19 protein-coding genes are annotated in these 16977 nt (G+C 28.1%); 8 read left to right on the forward strand and 11 right to left on the reverse strand.

Annotated elements, in window-relative coordinates; genetic code table 11:
* Positions 1-31 precede the first annotated feature (31 nt).
* From CPIN17260_RS05145 to dut, 5 genes are read right to left on the reverse strand one after another with little or no spacing between them, the layout of a single operon-like run.
* Positions 32-2470, reverse strand: a complete 2439-nt coding sequence (locus CPIN17260_RS05145) for an efflux RND transporter permease subunit (protein ID WP_078440676.1) — start codon at positions 2468-2470, stop codon at positions 32-34.
* A gap of 4 nt (positions 2471-2474) precedes the next feature.
* Positions 2475-3056: an MlaC/ttg2D family ABC transporter substrate-binding protein gene (locus CPIN17260_RS05150; protein WP_078440677.1), complete on the reverse strand. Its 582-nt coding sequence runs from the start codon at positions 3054-3056 to the stop codon at positions 2475-2477.
* Position 3057: 1 nt separating this feature from the next.
* Positions 3058-3750 (reverse strand): MlaA family lipoprotein, encoded by a 693-nt coding sequence (locus CPIN17260_RS05155; RefSeq protein WP_078440678.1) that lies wholly within the window; start codon positions 3748-3750, stop codon positions 3058-3060.
* A gap of 59 nt (positions 3751-3809) precedes the next feature.
* Entirely contained in the window at positions 3810-4541 is a 732-nt protein-coding gene (locus CPIN17260_RS05160) for an EI24 domain-containing protein (protein WP_078440679.1), read from the reverse strand.
* The gene (gene dut / locus CPIN17260_RS05165; protein ID WP_078440680.1) at positions 4538-5233 is read right to left on the reverse strand and encodes a dUTPase; all 696 of its coding nucleotides are present in this window, start codon (positions 5231-5233) and stop codon (positions 4538-4540) included. The genes CPIN17260_RS05160 and dut overlap by 4 nt, the downstream gene beginning before the upstream one ends.
* A gap of 121 nt (positions 5234-5354) precedes the next feature.
* Here dut and CPIN17260_RS05170 point away from each other — a divergent pair, with 121 nt between their 5' ends.
* A complete protein-coding gene (locus tag CPIN17260_RS05170; RefSeq protein ID WP_078423407.1) occupies positions 5355-5543 on the forward strand; it encodes a hypothetical protein in 189 nt (62 codons plus the stop codon).
* 7 nt (positions 5544-5550) lie between these two features.
* Here CPIN17260_RS05170 and CPIN17260_RS05175 read toward each other — a convergent pair whose 3' ends face one another.
* The 5 genes from CPIN17260_RS05175 to CPIN17260_RS05195 form a co-directional block, all read right to left on the reverse strand.
* Positions 5551-6066 (reverse strand): ATP/GTP-binding protein, encoded by a 516-nt coding sequence (locus CPIN17260_RS05175; protein ID WP_069632029.1) that lies wholly within the window; start codon positions 6064-6066, stop codon positions 5551-5553.
* Positions 6067-6201: 135 nt separating this feature from the next.
* Entirely contained in the window at positions 6202-6981 is a 780-nt protein-coding gene (locus CPIN17260_RS05180; protein WP_078440681.1) for an AAC(3) family N-acetyltransferase, read from the reverse strand.
* Positions 6978-7208, reverse strand: a complete 231-nt coding sequence (locus CPIN17260_RS05185; protein ID WP_078423409.1) for a hypothetical protein — start codon at positions 7206-7208, stop codon at positions 6978-6980. The genes CPIN17260_RS05180 and CPIN17260_RS05185 overlap by 4 nt, the downstream gene beginning before the upstream one ends.
* Positions 7183-8700: an AMP-binding protein gene (locus tag CPIN17260_RS05190; protein ID WP_078440682.1), complete on the reverse strand. Its 1518-nt coding sequence runs from the start codon at positions 8698-8700 to the stop codon at positions 7183-7185. Before CPIN17260_RS05190 ends, CPIN17260_RS05185 begins: the two co-directional genes overlap by 26 nt.
* Positions 8694-9977 (reverse strand): DUF4910 domain-containing protein, encoded by a 1284-nt coding sequence (locus CPIN17260_RS05195; RefSeq protein WP_078440683.1) that lies wholly within the window; start codon positions 9975-9977, stop codon positions 8694-8696. The genes CPIN17260_RS05190 and CPIN17260_RS05195 overlap by 7 nt, the downstream gene beginning before the upstream one ends.
* Positions 9978-10115: 138 nt before the next feature.
* Between CPIN17260_RS05195 and CPIN17260_RS05200 the strand changes: the two genes are divergently transcribed.
* Positions 10116-10490, forward strand: coding sequence for an L-arabinose ABC transporter (locus tag CPIN17260_RS05200; RefSeq protein WP_078423412.1), 375 nt, complete (start codon positions 10116-10118; stop codon positions 10488-10490).
* Positions 10487-10900 carry a pyridoxamine 5'-phosphate oxidase family protein gene (locus CPIN17260_RS05205; protein ID WP_078440684.1) on the forward strand — a complete coding sequence of 138 codons (414 nt, stop codon included), beginning with the start codon at positions 10487-10489 and terminating at the stop codon, positions 10898-10900. Before CPIN17260_RS05200 ends, CPIN17260_RS05205 begins: the two co-directional genes overlap by 4 nt.
* 28 nt (positions 10901-10928) lie before the next feature.
* On the opposite strand, the gene nspC is transcribed toward CPIN17260_RS05205, so the two are convergent.
* A complete protein-coding gene (gene nspC, locus CPIN17260_RS05210) occupies positions 10929-12062 on the reverse strand; it encodes a carboxynorspermidine decarboxylase (protein WP_078440685.1) in 1134 nt (377 codons plus the stop codon).
* 83 nt (positions 12063-12145) lie between these two features.
* Between nspC and CPIN17260_RS05215 the strand changes: the two genes are divergently transcribed.
* The 5 genes from CPIN17260_RS05215 (at position 12146) to CPIN17260_RS05235 (ending at position 16975) form a co-directional block, all read left to right on the forward strand.
* Complete coding sequence (locus CPIN17260_RS05215; protein ID WP_069632025.1) at positions 12146-12367, forward strand: MoaD/ThiS family protein; 222 nt, start codon at positions 12146-12148, stop codon at positions 12365-12367.
* Between the two features lie 8 nt (positions 12368-12375).
* A complete protein-coding gene (locus CPIN17260_RS05220; RefSeq protein ID WP_078397923.1) occupies positions 12376-12813 on the forward strand; it encodes a molybdopterin synthase catalytic subunit in 438 nt (145 codons plus the stop codon).
* Entirely contained in the window at positions 12814-14007 is a 1194-nt protein-coding gene (locus CPIN17260_RS05225; RefSeq protein WP_078440686.1) for a molybdopterin molybdotransferase MoeA, read from the forward strand.
* Between the two features lie 53 nt (positions 14008-14060).
* Positions 14061-15143 carry a Fic family protein gene (locus CPIN17260_RS05230; protein WP_069637457.1) on the forward strand — a complete coding sequence of 361 codons (1083 nt, stop codon included), beginning with the start codon at positions 14061-14063 and terminating at the stop codon, positions 15141-15143.
* A gap of 188 nt (positions 15144-15331) precedes the next feature.
* Entirely contained in the window at positions 15332-16975 is a 1644-nt protein-coding gene (locus tag CPIN17260_RS05235) for a DNA polymerase III subunit gamma/tau (RefSeq protein WP_078440687.1), read from the forward strand.
* Positions 16976-16977: the final 2 nt, after the last annotated feature.

Raw genomic sequence — 16977 nt, forward strand, 5'->3', positions numbered from 1 at the left:
CAATTAAAGCCCTATTTATATGGGCTTTATATTATCTTTTATAAAAACTCATAATCATCTTAGGATACAAAACAAGGGCAGATATAAGCATAAGCCCCATAACTAAAACTGTCAATAATCCAAAATAAATAGTAGGTATAAAGTTACTAGTTATCATAACACTAAAACCTAAAATGATAGTAAAAGATGTATAATACATAGCATAACCTATACTAGAATGCGCTTGTTTGATACTATCTACTGTGTTTTTTGTCTTTTTTTCATGCAAAAATCTATGAGTATAGTGAATAATATCATCAACACCTATCCCTATACTTATAGCCGCTATTGTTATACTCATTACATCCAATGGTATACCAAATACTCCAATTATTCCAAACAAAACACAAAGTGGCAAGACATTTGCGATTATGGCAAGTGAGGCTATCTTTAAATTTCTAAAAATAAAACAAAACAGAACAAAAAGGACAAATAAACTTATACTTAAAGTATCTATCTGTGATGTTACTAAATTAAGCAACACATTATTATAAAGAACCATAAGTCCTGCAATACTAACTTTAACATTATCATCTTTTGTTAGCTCATCCAGCGATGATTTGAGATTTTTTAAAAATTCATCTCTTCTTAAATTTTTATCGCTATCAATAATTCTTAAAGAAAAACGAAGCTCATTATCTTTAACATTAACATAAGGAGTTAAAAGTATGTTTTTATATTCTAAAGGAAGTTTTTCATACATTGCTGCAAGTAAAAAATCATCAACTTCGCCATTATTTAATTCTTTAATAACTTTTATTAAAGTCCCCAAAGAACTAACAGAACCAACAAATCTTTGTTTTGTTAGATGATCGTGTATCTTTTCTGCTATACGAGTATGATAACTATTAAACCAATACTTTGCATCATTTGCATCTTTGTTAAACTCGCTCTCAAACTCATCAAATTCATCTTGTGTATCTTTTTTTTCTTCTTTAAATTTAACAATAATATCAAGAGGTATAGTTCCACCAAGATTTTCATCAATAACTTGCATACTTTGTCTAATCTCAGTATTTTCTTTAAAATAACCAATAAAACTATTTTCAACTTTTACTTTACTTATTCCAAAAACACCAAAGCAAAGTAAGATAGAGCAAACTATATATATTATTTTTTTATCTTTTATAGCAAAATTAGCACAATACTCTGTTATATGAAATTTGTTTTCAAATGTCTCTTTTGGAGGTATTTTATTTATATTTGAAACAATACTACTAAAAACCAAAAAAGCTAATAACAACGATATACTAATACCAGCACTCATCATAAGCCCGAGCATAACAACTGGTTTTATATCGGCACTCATAAGAGATGTAAAACCTATGATAGTTGTTAAGATCGCCCAAAAAGATGGGCTAGCCTTATCTCTCATGGTAATATAGACTAATTGTTTTTGTGTAAATTTTGGATGTTTTATATAAAATTCCCTATAGCTAACTATCAAATGTATTATAATTGATATGCTTATTATCAAAACCAAAGAGACAAAATTTGATGAAACAACTGTGATCTCCCAGCCAAAAAAACCAAACACGCCCATAGAAAAAACAACACTTAAAATACATATAGAAATAGGCAAAACCACCCAAATAATCTGCCTAAAAAATAACCATAAACTAATGCATAATAAAACAGTAACACTAATACCATAGATAAAAATATCATCTTTTACAAAGCTTACCATGTCATCAGCTATCATATTTGCGCCACCTAAAAATAAAACATTATCCTGGTTATTAAACTTAGATATAGTGCTTTTGATTTGTTCTAAGTTTTGATGTTCTTTTATGCGTAGTTCATCTCTATACTCTTTAAATTCATTCTTGACTTTTAAAAGTTTTTGCTTTTGCTCGTTTGTTATAGTTGAGTTTGATTCAAGTGCTAATAATAAATTTCTTTCACTGAGTAATTTATTAAACTTAACATCTGCTTTTAGATTTAATACTATTGCTGTTGTTTTAAGATCTTTACTAATTAAATTTTGACTATAAATAGGGCTATTTTTAAACTCATCTTCAACCAACTTCTTATCAATATCTTTGTCTATAAGCGTTGGAGTATGATCTAAAATACCACCTATTCCACCTTTTACACTCTTTAACAGTGGGACATTTATTATAGAAACTACACTTGTTACAAGCTCATTTTTCTCAAATTCACTACTTAGGTTAGATATTAGATTTATGCTTTTTTCTGACAAGATACTATCTTTAGGTGTATATGTAACAACTAAAAAATTTGGAGATACATATCTTTTTGATATATTACGCCATATAGACAAATCTTTATCATTCTCTAGTAAAAGTGTTTCCGAAGATGCATCTATTTGTAGCTTTGTAGAATAATATCCAAAAAAAATAGTGGCAAAAAAAACAAAAGCTAATATGATTTTTGAATATACTATTGTGTATTTTAATACTTTTTTCAACTAATTAATTCTCGTTTGATTTATTTAGCTTTTTCATTAAAACAGAAAAATCTGTATTTTCAAGTAAATCTGCAAATTGACTTCTATATGTTTGAATTATACTTATACCAACAATGTCTATATCATAAACAAGCCAGCCACGCTCTTTTGCATTATAAAATTTATATGTAAAATTATACACATTTCCGTTATCAACAACCTCACCTTTAAGAAAGTATCTATTTTGTTGAGGCTCTATGGAATCTTTTAAGACAATATCTTGACCTGCATAATTTTTAATTTTATCAATATAATTATCTTTCAAATTTATCTCAAAAGCTTTTGCAAATTCTTTTTGTTGCTCTTTACTTAAAGCTTTATAGTTTCTACCCAAACTTATTTTTGCCATTTGTTCATAATCAAATATAGGATCAAATTCAGCAAAAACCAACTTCAATTTTTCATCTTCATCTAAGCTTTTATTGCTTAAAACAGCTAAAGCATTATCCATTTTTTTAGATACAATATCTCTTATCTCATTTTTTTCAATGCAAAAACCAAAAGTTATTGTAAACATTAAAACTAGTATAAATTTTAAAATTTTCATATTATTCCTTTATCAAAAAATCTCGCCTTTGCTCATAGGCATCACGTAAAAATGGATATAACTCTATCGCATCTTTTCTAATTTCTTTATACGGTATCTGTAAAGAATTTGAGTTTAGTTTTCCAAATACTTTTACACCACTGGCTACATCATCTTCTCCAAAATATGTAGTAGGATCTGAAAAATAATCTCCAGCTATACCAAACATATCTCTTAAATTTGAAGGTCCCAGTATAGGCAATACCACATGAAATCCTTTTCCTATTCCCCAATATCCAAGAGTTTGACCAAAATCTTCATCATGTCTAGGTATTTTATAATAAGTTGTAGCTATATCACTAATACCACCAAATCCCATAATTGTATTTGCTAAAAATCTAAGTGTTTCATCCTTAGCATTACCAAATTTAAATTGCAAGATATTATTTACAAAACGGATTGGAAAAAGTAAATTATCAAAAAAATTGCCTATAGCAGTTCTTCCTTGTTCTGGAACAACAACCTTATATCCATAAACCACAGGATCAAAAATATTTAGGTAAATAAAATCATTTACATTTGTCATAACCCTATTATAACCACTTAGCGGATCAAATACTACTTGCTTATCATCAGAAAATTCGTTATCAAAATCATCAAAATCATCAGAAAACGACAAGCTAAATGTAATAAGAATGGCAAAAAATATTTTCATAAAATCTCCAAAAAAATTATAATCTATTATTATAGCTTATTTTACATTTTTTAATTCTTTTAAATCTTTAAAACATATCTTCTGACAAGTAAATGTGTTAAAAATATTACAAAGAATAATTGAAAAAACAATCCTAAAATAGGGATTAAACAGACAGCGTAAAACGCAAGACAAGATAGTATAAATAAAAATCCACCATTTTCCAAATAAGCTATTTTAAATTTAATCTCATTTAGTATGTTTGAGCCAACATCAATAAGTAAAAATTTATAATAAAGATAAAAAAACGGCACACTTATAATAATAAAATTGACAAATGGCAAAAACAAAAATGGTAAACAAGCAATAAAAATAAAGATAAATTTAATCAAAATAGCACACATACTTTTTGTTATAAACATAAAGTTAATTGGATTTTTTACATCTATATTATAATGCCTTAAGTTTATCTCTTTAACAACAATTGGTGTCAAAAAACCAACAATTATTAAAGATGAAAAAACACTAGCCACTAACACAAAATAAGCAACCAAAACATATATGATTGAATAAAAGGTCCACTTAAACAAAACACCTTCCGTTATGGCTTGAAAAAAACTATACTTATTTAAATCAAAATATTCATATCCCCATCCTGACAATGTGTCTATAATAAACTCAGTTAAATTCACACTCGCAAAATAAGCAGAAAAGCCAAAAACAAGGACACTAAGCAAAAATGGCAAAACAGAAAGGAGCATTATCTTCTTACTCCAAAAATCAGCAAAGCTAAGTCTAAAAATATCTATCATTTTATTTTTGCATATTCTTTTTGTAATGCATCATAAATCTCATCAGTGTTTATTATACCAAGCTTTATAATTTCACTCATTACGACATTATCTTCACGGTTATTCCATATTTTTTTATAAGTTCCCTCTTTATATCCATTATCTTGTCTAAATTTATTTAAGACATTTTTTGCAACATAACATTCATATAAAGATTCTAAATTTACTCCGCATTTTAAGGCGACTACAAAATACTTCTTTAAAATATCAAACATATCATACTCAAAACTACTACATTCATTTATAAGTCTTTCTATATCGTTTATTATCTCATATATGCTTTCGTTTTTTACATTATAAGCCTCTTTACAAAAATCATCAAAACCACTAGAAAAAACTATATCATTGCAAAGTTTTTCTATATCACCCAAGCCTTTTATATGGTATTGTTCAAGCATTAAGCTCATTATAAAATGCCAAATATCAACAACTTCTACTCTTAAATTTTCTTCATCTGTTTGAGATGATATATCTTTCCAATGTTTCCAAGCAAAGCTATCTATAAGCTCAGCACACTCCATATATATACATCTTCGCCAACTTATAATCTTATTTTTATTTGTATAGCCATTTTCCCATCCAAGACCATTGGTATCATCATTTAGCTTTTGTTGCATTTTTATCATATTAAAAATCAATTCTTTTGTTTGCATATTTATCTATCCTTTCAATTTTAAGCCCAATTTTATCAAAATAAAGTAAAAAATTGATATAAATCATTTATTTTTTAAAGCATATAAGTATAATAAGGCAAATTTTATTCAAGGAGAAAAAATGAGAGAAAATGATTTAGTAGTGTGTAATGTTTGTGGAATCAAAAGCACAGAAGATGAAAACGCTGTATTTGTAAGAGCACATAAAAATAAAGAAGAGGTTGATATATGCACTAACTGCATTCCTAGTGTTATTCATGGTTCTGGGAATGTAGTTAGGTCAAACGAACAAACAAAAGCTGATTTGTAAGATAAAACTAGACATAAAACGAGAATTTATTTGTCTTATCAAGTAAATTCTCAAATAATTTTTGTGTTTTTATAAGTAAATCTCTACTAGCTTTATTTTTTGCCAATAAATCATCAAAAGCTTTAAGAGTGCTATCTGCGATAAGATTTGAATGATTTAAATCTCTGGCTTCTGGGAGTTTTTGCTTCATTGAATTTGCTAGGTTTGCTATTTCTTGATTTGAAAAATTCATACCCTCGTTTACATTTTTCATAAATTCATCTATTTTTGGCGAAATTTCTTCCAATGCCTTTTTTATCTCAGCCATATCATTTGCATCTAATCCATCACCGACATAAGAAAATTCATATCCGTATTCGTGTTTTAGGCTAAGAGATGTAAAGCTTGTATTTCCATCTGTTGCATTTTTATACTCTATATTTTTATTATCATACATTGCAAGATTTATCTTATCTCCGGAGCTTGTTTTGAAAGAAAAGTCAAAAGAGTTAAAATTTGATTGTGAATATAATTTAGTTTGCATATTATTCCTTGAAAATATTTTATATACATATCGGCAAAAAATTTATATTTTTAAGGCTTCAAAAATTAAAATTATAAAAAAGGATGAAAATGTGTTGTTTTGATAAACAATATAAAGTCAAACATTAATATTAATTTATAGATTAAAATAGTTTTCATCTTTTTTCAAAATATCAACAAAAAGATTTAAATTTTTTCTAGCATCTATAACGCATATGTTAGAACCAGCAAATTTTGAACTTTTCAATATATCGTTTTCTTCTAAAACCTTTACTCTTTTGCGCCTATCCGGTTTAGGATCTATGGTTAAATCCCTAACATAGTAATTTATACTTTTATCTTTACAATTTCCATCGTTGTCTATCATTATTCCGGTAAAAGTTTTAAAATATCTATACCTTACCTTTAAATATTGTTCTATATACATATTAAACGAATAGCCCTCTTCTTTTAAGCCAAACATAACAATTTTACCATTATTTTTAACTAAAATATCATAAGGGCTATTTTTACCAAAACAGCTATCTGTAGTTTTTAAAAATTCGTAGGATTTATCTCCATAAACAGCAAAAGAAAATATAGGATCATCTGTCCTATATACCCCTTTTAATTTTCTAAAGAATTCGCCTAAAATACCAACTTTACTTTTTGATTTTTCTTTATCATAAATATCTCCATCACAAAAACTATATGTAAAAGTGGGCATCATAACAATTCCTTCTTTTCCAACAATATCAAAAAAAACTTTACATATATTTGACAATAATTTATCGTAATCTATTAATGCTCTTCCAAACTCAAAAATACTACTGTGAATACAAATATAATCCCCTCTTTTTATCCCTAGATTATACAAACATTCTAATAAATCTTTATCGGAGAATTTTTTACCATTATGTATAAAAAGTTCGTTCATTGTTCGTTCATTGCTTCTTTGATCATATTTTCTATCTTATCAAAACTTTCAAAATTTTCTATTTTAATAAATTTTGAGTCAAGAGGTTTTCCTATAATTGTGTCTATCTCTACTATTATCTTCATAATATCTATAGAGTCTAAAATACCAGATGTAATCATATTTTTAGCCGTTACATCTATGTTTGGTTTTCCTATTTTTTCAAAAATCCTTTTTAAATGATTCATATATTTTCACCAATCCTTTTCTGTCTATCTTACCATTGGCATTTAATGGCATTGTTTTTAATTTTATAAATTTATCAGGCATCATATAATTTATAAGCTTATTTGATAGTAGTTGTTTGATTTTCATCTCATTCATACTTGATATATAAAAACAAATTAGCTTTTCTTTAAAAATACAAGCAGCAGAATTAATACCTTCTATAGATAAACATGTATTTTCTATTTCTTCTAATTCTATTCTATGACCTGCGATTTTAATTTGATTGTCAAGTCTTCCAATGCATACAAGCTCCATATTTTTATTATAAAATCCAATATCTCCTGTTTTATAAATTTTTTCTTCATATAATTTATTATATGGATTTTGTATAAAACGCTTATTTGTTTCGCATTGATTGGCATAGTATCCATATGAAATCGAGCTTCCTCTAACACATATTTCTCCTTTTTTGCCAATATCTTGATTGTTTATTATTTTACCATCAGCATTTAGCAATAAAATATCAAAATTTCTTCTTGCTTTACCTATAGGAATAATATCATCATCGTTAAATTTCCTATTTATTACAAAGTAAGCACAATTACTTGTGATTTCTGTTGGTCCATACAAATTTACAAACTTAGCATTTGGAAATTTGTTAATCCATGCATTAAATTGTTTTGTTTGAATTATCTCACCTCCGGAAAATATCTTCTTCAGATCTGGCAAATCATATTTATACAATGCTCCTGAATTAGATATTATAGAAAATACCGAAGGAACTAGGTTTATTGTTGTGATACCATGCTGTTTCCAATATGATAACAAAGTATCTGGAAAAATAGACATAAAAGAATCCAATAAATGTATAGTAGCTCCAACCTTAATACCTGAAAATATATCAAATATAGATTTGTCTGCATATAAGTTAGCACTATTAGAAATAACATCTTTTTCATTAAACTCAAAAGTGCTACACACCCACTCTATATACTCTATTGCATTTTTGTGAGGTATACAGACTCCTTTTGGCTCCCCTGTCGTACCTGATGTAAATAAAACATATAATAAATCCGTATCTATCACTTCATTTTCTGCAATTTTAAGCATTTTGTCATTTATTAAAAAACTATCAAAATCTTCACAATAAATTGTTTCTATATCCAAAAAATTAAAATCAAACTTTTTACTTGTTATTAATAGTTTCGGTTTTAATGTTTTAACTATTTTTTTTATACGATCTTCTGGATTTTTAATATCTAATACACAATAAAAATTGCCACTTCTTGCTGTTGCAAACATACTTCCTATACAATCTATTCCTTTTGGCAATAAGATCAATATAGGCATCTTTTTAAGGTTAAAGCTTAAAATTTTGCTTGCTATTTTTGAGGTTAATAGATCAAATTCAGCATAAGTTATATATTTATCTTTGTCAAAAAAAAGTATTTTATCTTTGAAATTAGGTAATGAATTTTCTAAGAAATTATATATATTAACTTCTTTCAACATACTTCCCTTATAAGATTATTTTGTTTTAGTTGTTCTATAATTTCTCTTATTTTATATGCTTTAACTCCTATCCTATCAGCAATATCAATGCAATCATTTTTGCCATTACAAAATGATAAAAATTTTTTATATATGTATTCATTCTTATTTTCTGTATTAGAATTTAAGGTAGGGTATAACCCATATTTGCCAAGATGTGGTTCACAAAAAGTAGTCGTTATATATTTTTTATTTATTTCAATGGTTTCAACAATTTCTTTCATAGCTTCTAGGCTATTTTTTAAAGCATTTTCGCTTACAAAATCCAAATTATCAAGTGAAGTATGATATTGTTTAAAATTTCCGTATTTTGTTCTACATATCCCACAAACTGGTAAATCAACAAGAGGACTGCAATATTGTCTTTCATCGCTTCCAGCTTCATTGAAATCAAATTCTTTAAAATTATTTTTGTCTTTTAATACATGAAAAGCTACCTTATCAGCCATAGTCTCTTTATCTGGAGAGTGTATTAATGAATAATTCATATTATCTCCCATACAAGTTAAAACAAAACCAGCCTTTGTATTATTTTTTAAATTAGATAAATTTTGATTTATATATACTATAGAACCTATAGTTTCTGGAACAAAGACAAATCTATAATTATAAGATAATCCTTTAATATTATTTAGTTTTTTTATCCACTTTAACAACTCAACAGCAACTACAACACCACTTATAGAATCATTAGCCAATGATGGATGACAAATATATGTAGAAATCAATATTTCATCTTTTATTGATTTATTTTTGCTATTTAAAACGTATTCTGCGTATACCAAAGAACCATTTTTATTGTATTGAGAATCCACAAAAACTTTATAAATGCCTGGCTTTAATTGATTTCTTTCTTTTTGAGATATACAAAAACCCCATCTTTTTTTATAATAACTTGTTACATAAGGTATAGCTTCTTCTATTTCTGGTAAGGAGTATAGGTTTTGTTGTAGTTCATTTAAAGAAATATATTTATTTATAGGCTGAGAATAATTTAAAACATGCAAATTATTCTCCTTAAAATCACATATTTTTTTTCCATCTGGAGTTATTATATATGCTTCGTTTATATTCCATTCATCTGGCACAACCCAGTCAAAAACTTTGGTTCCACTTTTAATTTTATACAATTTTAATTCATTATTAAGTTCTTTGTTTATTATTTCCAAGCTTTCAACTACACCTTTACCTGTAATTGAACGTGATATTGGAAATAATTTTTTGATTAATTCATACATATATCTTTGCTTTTATTTGGATTTATTAAATGCGTGATTATACATTAAAAACGTTTTTTTTTGAAATTTTGCAATTTTTTATAAAATTACTTTATATTTTTAAGGATTCAAAAGTTAAAATTACAAAAAAGGATAAAAATGTGTTGTTTTGGTGTTAGGGTTTTTTTGCTATTTTTTATAACTATTATGAGTTTTGTATCACATAAATTTTATAATCAAATTCCGGTAATTGGATACTATTTTATATTTGCAAATATAGTTTCTATGATTATTTTTTCACTATTTTTTAACAATAAACTTCCGACATTTGTAAAAAAAGGTGCCGTTCATTACTTTTCACTTATAGGTGGTGTTATTGGTTCGTTTTTAAGTATGATTTATTTTAAACAAATTTCAAAAAATAGTTTTTTCTTTATAGAGTGTTTTTTACTTACATTTTGGATAGTCCTTATAACCTTAACTGTAAAAAATTTAAATAATATAAATTTATTTTTGAATGGGTTTTTATCATGATAGACAAAAAAATAATCAATTTTTTAAACTCACAACATCTATGTAGTATTAGTGTAGTTTTAAAAGATAGCACCCCACACTCATTTTCTGCATTTTATGCATTTGATGAAAAAACAAACACTATAATCATAGCCAGCAATGATGACACATCTCATATACAAGCATTAAATTTTCACGATATAGTATCTGGAACAATGGCAAAAAACACACTTGTTGTAGCAAAAATACAAGGGATTCAGTTTAAGGGAAAGATGAGTTTTACTAACGATAAAAATGATATATACTTTAAAAATTTTCAATATGCAAAAATACTAAATCCAAAGCTATGGCAGATAAAACTATCTTGGATAAAATATACAGACAATACACTTGGTTTTGGGAAAAAAATTATCTGGCAAGATGAAAATTAAGGCTTTTAAAAAGCCTTAATAATAAATTTTAATTTCTTTCTTCATACTCTTTAAATCCAAACTCCCTTACAACAACAGCTTCTTTATCTTCACGCAAATATACCAAATCAGGTAATTTTACCCCATTAAATGTTGTGTTTTTTACTATTGTGTAATGGATTTGATCTTCAAAAATAACCCTATCCCCTACTTTTATCTCTTCATCAAAATTATAATCAGGCTCGCCAACACTAAGACCAACTATATCACCAGCCAAACAAGTATTTGCACCAAAACGATAACTAAACTTACCGTTTTTACTCTCACCTCTTATGGCTGGTCTATAAGGCATTAAAATAGTATCTGGCATATGGGCTTCAGCTGAAACATCCAAGATGGCTATGTTTTTTTCATTTTTTACTATATCAAGCACACTAGCCACCAAATATCCACACTGCCAACCAACAGCTTCACCTGGTTCTAATATAACGTCAACATCATATTTTTCTTTGAAATTTTTAATTAGTTTTATCAAAAGTTCTACATTATAATCTTTTCTTGTTATATGATGTCCTCCGCCAAAATTTATCCATTTCATTTTACTTATATATTTGCCAAATTTTTCTTCAAAATCAGCCAAAACAAACTCCAAACTCTCAGCACTCTCTTCGCACAATGCGTGAAAATGCAATCCGCTTATACCGTCAAGCAAATCATCTTTGAAATTTGCCTTTGTTATACCAAGACGACTATATCTAGCACAAGGATTATAAGCATCAACTGGAGATGCTGAACTTTCCGGGTTTATCCTAAGACCGCACTCTACATTTGAGTTTAAAGCCTTATCTTTGAATTTTTGCCACTGAGTAAAGCTATTAAAAATAACATGGTCTGAGATTTGCAAGATTTCATCTATATCATCATCTTTAAATGCTGGAGAATAAGTGCAAATTTTACCACTTAGATATTTTTTTGCAAATTTTGCTTCGTGCAATCCACTAGCCGTTGCACCATCAAGATAACTATCTACCAAACCCATAGCCCCACTAAATGCAAAGCCTTTTAAAGCGACCAAAACCTTAGCCCCGCTTTGTTCTTTTACATATTTTAAAAGCTCTAAATTTTTACGTAGTTTAGACTCTTCGCACACATAAGCTGGAGTTTTTATTTCGTTTTCTTTCATATTTCATACCTTTTATTTTTTGATGATTATATAAAAATTTTCTTACTTTTTGCTACAATAATAAAAAATCACAAAGGAAAGATATGGTAAAAGTTGAGTTTTTAGGACCTATAAATAAACCAAGTTTAGAGTTAGATGTAAAAAATTTAAAAGAGTTAAAAGAGATTTTAAACAAAGATGAAGAGCTAAAAGTTTGGCTAAAAGAGTGTGGTGTTGCGATAAATGATGAGATAGTAACAAACCTAGATACAGAGCTTAAAAATGGCGATAAAGTAGTACTTTTAGCTCCTGTATGTGGCGGGTGAGGTATAAAATGGAATTTTATAACGGCTCGTTAGATATATGTGAAATTCAAAATCGTTGGTATAAACAAAGCACTCAAAAAAATTGTGGTGCATTAATAACTTTTGTTGGAATAGTAAGAGAAGAGGACGGTATAGAAGCTTTAAGCTTTGATATATACGAACCAATATTAAAAAAATGGCTTGAAAAGTGGGAAGAGATAGCAAAACAACAAAATGCTAGTGTCTTTTTTGCTCACTCAAAAGGCGATGTAAAAGTAAGTGAAAGCTCATATATAGCTGGTGTGCTAAGCCCACAAAGAAAGGTTGCATTAAAGCTTATAAATGACTTTGTTGAAGACTTTAAAGCAAATGCCCCTATATGGAAATACGATGTGATAAAAGGCGAAAGAATATACGCAAAGCAAAGAAGTCATCCTGTTTTGGGTGCTGGAATTTTAGGAGATTAGATGGAATTTATGAGTTATGAAGATAGTTTAAAAATTTTAAAAGATAGTATCGTTAAGTGGGATAGAGTAGAAAAAGTAGCTATCACACAAGCCTTAGACAGACACATCGCAATAGATATTATCGCAAAAGACAACTACCCAAAACATCAAACCTCAGCTATGGATGGATATGCCTTTAAATTTCAAGAAAACATCAAAGAACTTGAACTTTTGACTGATTTGCCAGCTGGAAGCAATAACACAATCACAATAAAAAACAATGAATGTATAAAAACATTTACCGGCTCACTAATAACAGATGGTGCCGACACACTAATACCGATAGAAAATGTAAAAGTAGAAGGTAAAAAAGTAAGCATAATAAATCCAGTAAAAAAAGGCTTTGCTATAAGAAAAATAGGAGAAAGCTATAAAAAAGATGAGATACTAATAAAAAAAGGAACAAAGCTAGGATATGCTGATATAGCGCTTTTAGCTGAGCTTGGAGTATTTCACGTTAGTGTATTTGTAAAGCCAAAAGTTGCTGTTTTAGCAACCGGAAGCGAGATAAAAGACTTAGGCGAACAGCTTGAAAACGAAGCACAAATTTATAGTTCTAACCACATAGGTATAGCTATGATGGTTAATAAAATGGGTGCTGATGCGATGATATGTGAAATAGTAAAAGATAAGCCAGAACTTGTAAAAAACTCTATAATAAATGCACTAAAATCAGCCGATATACTAATAACAACCGGCGGTGTTAGTGTTGGGGATTATGATTTTGTAAAGACTGCATTAAAAGATGAGTTTGATGTGATAATAAATGGTGCTTTTATAAAGCCCGGAAGACATATCAAGATAGCAAAAAACAAAGAAAAATATATATTTGCATTACCTGGTTTTCCGTATTCGGCTATGGTAATGTGTGTGCTGTATGTAAGAGTGCTTTTAAACTCTTGGTTTTTACAAGATGAGCCTTACATTAAGGCTATAATGGATGAAACTTATGACAAGAGATCTCCGTTTTTGGAGTTTACGGCTGTAAATTTAGAATACAAAAATGGCAATGTATATGCAAACCTAAATGGTAAAAAAATTGGAAGTTCAGCTATAGTAAACAACCTATCAAATAAAGCAGCTTTGCTCGTTGTTCCAAAAGATACAAAAACGATACAAAAAGGCGAAATAGTAGACATACTACTAATGGTGTAGTGTCTAGTAAATTCTAGACACTTTTAATACATAAAACAATAAAAGAGATAAATATGAGTGGTAAAAAAGAATTTATACCAAATAAGTTACCCATTAAGATAAATATGTCAGATAATTTATACAAGGCATTAAATACTGCTTCAAGAAGCTTAGGAGAACTAAACGGTTTTATAAAGACTATACCAAATCAAAATATACTTATAAACTCACTTGTATTACAAGAAGCAAAAGATTCAAGTGAGATAGAAAACATAATAACAACTCACGATGATATATTTATAGCTCAAATAAATGATGATAAAATAGCCAAAAATACAAAAGAGGTAATAAACTATGAAAAGGCATTAAAATTAGGTTTTGAGTTAATACAAAAAAACAAGTTACTATTAAATCGCCATATATTAAGCATACAAAAAATATTACAATCAAATAATGCAGGTTTTAGAACTCAAAGTGGAACAACTTTAAAAAATCCAACGACAGGAGAAATTAAACATATACCACCGCAACATATAGATAACATAAATGAACTTATGGATAATTTACAAAACTATATAAATGATGAATTAGATGACCTTGATCCATTGATAAGAATTGCGATAATACACTATCAGTTTGAAACCATACATCCATTTTATGATGGCAATGGAAGAACTGGCAGGATAATAAATGTGTTATATCTAACAAAAATGGGACTTTTAGACCTACCAATTTTATATCTAAGTGCTTATATCATACAAAATAAAACCAAATATTATGAGCTTTTAGAAAATGTTAGTAAGAATAATGATTGGGAAGATTGGATTTTATATATTTTAGTAGGCATAAACAAAACATCCATAGCAACAATAAAGCTTATAAAAGATATAGAATCATCAATTAAAAATTTTACATCTATATTAAAAGAAGAAGCGCCAAAGATTTATAGCAAAGATTTTGTCGAGCTTTTATTTTCATTTGCTTATACTAAAATTCAATCAGTAGAAGAAAAGTTAAACATAAGTAGACAAACTGCATCAAAATATCTTAAAACTTGTGAAGAGCTAGGTCTTTTAAGATGTATAAAATTAAACAATATGAGTTATTATGTAAATTTATCTTTATTTGAAATTCTTAAAAAGGGTATAGTATGTTAAAATTTATTGATTTTTTTAACATACAGATATATCTTTGTTAAAATTTATTGATTTTTTTAACAAAAGCTATTTTACAGACTTTAAACACAAAGTTTATAAAATCAATCAACATTTAAAACAGTTGTCTATCTTTAAATTTATATACTTTTTAGTAAAATCCAAAAAAAATATTATCAAAAGGATAAAATTTGCAAGCACTAGCGTTAAAATATCGTCCAAAAAATTTCAGTGAGCTTATAGGACAAGAAGCCGTAAGTAAAAGTCTAACTTATGCTTTAAAAGATCAAAGAATAAGCCACGCTTATCTGTTTTCAGGACTTAGAGGGAGTGGAAAAACTTCAAGCGCTAGGATATTTTCAAAAGCTTTGGTTTGCGAACAAGGTCCAACAGCTACACCGTGCGAAGAGTGTGCACACTGCAAAATGGCAAATGAATCAAGGCATATGGATATAATAGAAATAGACGCTGCAAGCCATAGAAAGATAGATGATATAAGAGAGCTTATAGAACAAACAAAATACAACCCCGCATCTGCAAGATATAAAATCTTTATCATAGATGAGGTTCATATGCTAACAAAAGAGGCATTTAATGCCCTGCTTAAAACACTTGAAGAACCACCACCTTATGTAAAGTTTATCCTTGCAACCACAGATCCTTTAAAACTACCGGCAACTATTTTATCAAGAACTCAACATTTTAGATTTAAACAGATAAATAAATATGCTATCCAAAAACATCTTGAATACATACTATCAAATGAAAATATAAGCTACGAAAAAGAGGCGATTGAAATTCTAGCTCGTAGTGGGTCGGGTTCTTTAAGAGATACATTGACACTACTTGATCAAGCCATAATATATAGCAATAATAAAATAACACAAGATAGTGTCGTTGAGATGCTTGGACTTCTTGAACCACAAAGGATAGAAGAGATATACAATATAGTTTTAAGCTCTGATAAAAACAGACTAAAAGAGCTTATAGTAGAGCTTGAATCATACGAAGCTGAGATGATTATAGATGAGCTTATAACAAATCTAAAAGGCAAGTTTTTAAACAACGACCCTAGATTTTCACTACTTGTCTATGAAAGATTTTTTAGAATTTTTGCACAAGCTAAGGGTATGCTAAATACAACAAACGACAATAACTTTGTATTAAGTATAATGCTTTTTATGATGATAGAAGCATTGAATTTACAAACCATAGATGAAGCCATAAGCACTCAAATACAACAACCAGTCATCCAAGCTCAAACAACCCAAGAAACAAAACCTGAAAATATCAAAAAAGAAGAAAAACCAAAAGACATCTATGCTATATTTTTGGCAAAAATTTATGATAGGGATTTTGACCTTGGCGAATGTCTATCAAAAAATACAAAATTTGTTAGCTATGAAAACAATGTCCTTAGTATAACATCAAGTGCTAGTGGAAGCGATCAAATGCTTTTAAGAAATAGCTCAAAGATAATAATGCAAATTTTAAAAGCAAATTTTGGAGAAAAAGCAACTATAAAAATAGTTCCAACACCAAAAGAGAGTATCAAAGAAGATATAAAAGTCCAAGAACAAGAGATAAAGCAAGAAGTAAAAAAAAATGACAATCTTTCAAATTTGCTAGATGAAGAGTTAGCAAGGCTAGAAGTAAAAGAACAAGCGCCTATAAAGATAGCTCAAAAATCAGAAACAAAACTAAGCATACAAGATGAAATTCTAAGCCTAAATGCAAACAAGACCAAAGAAGAGCTTGAAAGAAATAGACAAGAAAATCTCATTAGAGAAGCAAAAAGGCTATTTGGTGAGCCGGAAATTTCAAAAATACAATAAAA

The organism is Campylobacter pinnipediorum subsp. pinnipediorum, assembly GCF_002021925.1.
Taxonomy (GTDB): Bacteria; Campylobacterota; Campylobacteria; order Campylobacterales; family Campylobacteraceae; genus Campylobacter_A; species Campylobacter_A pinnipediorum.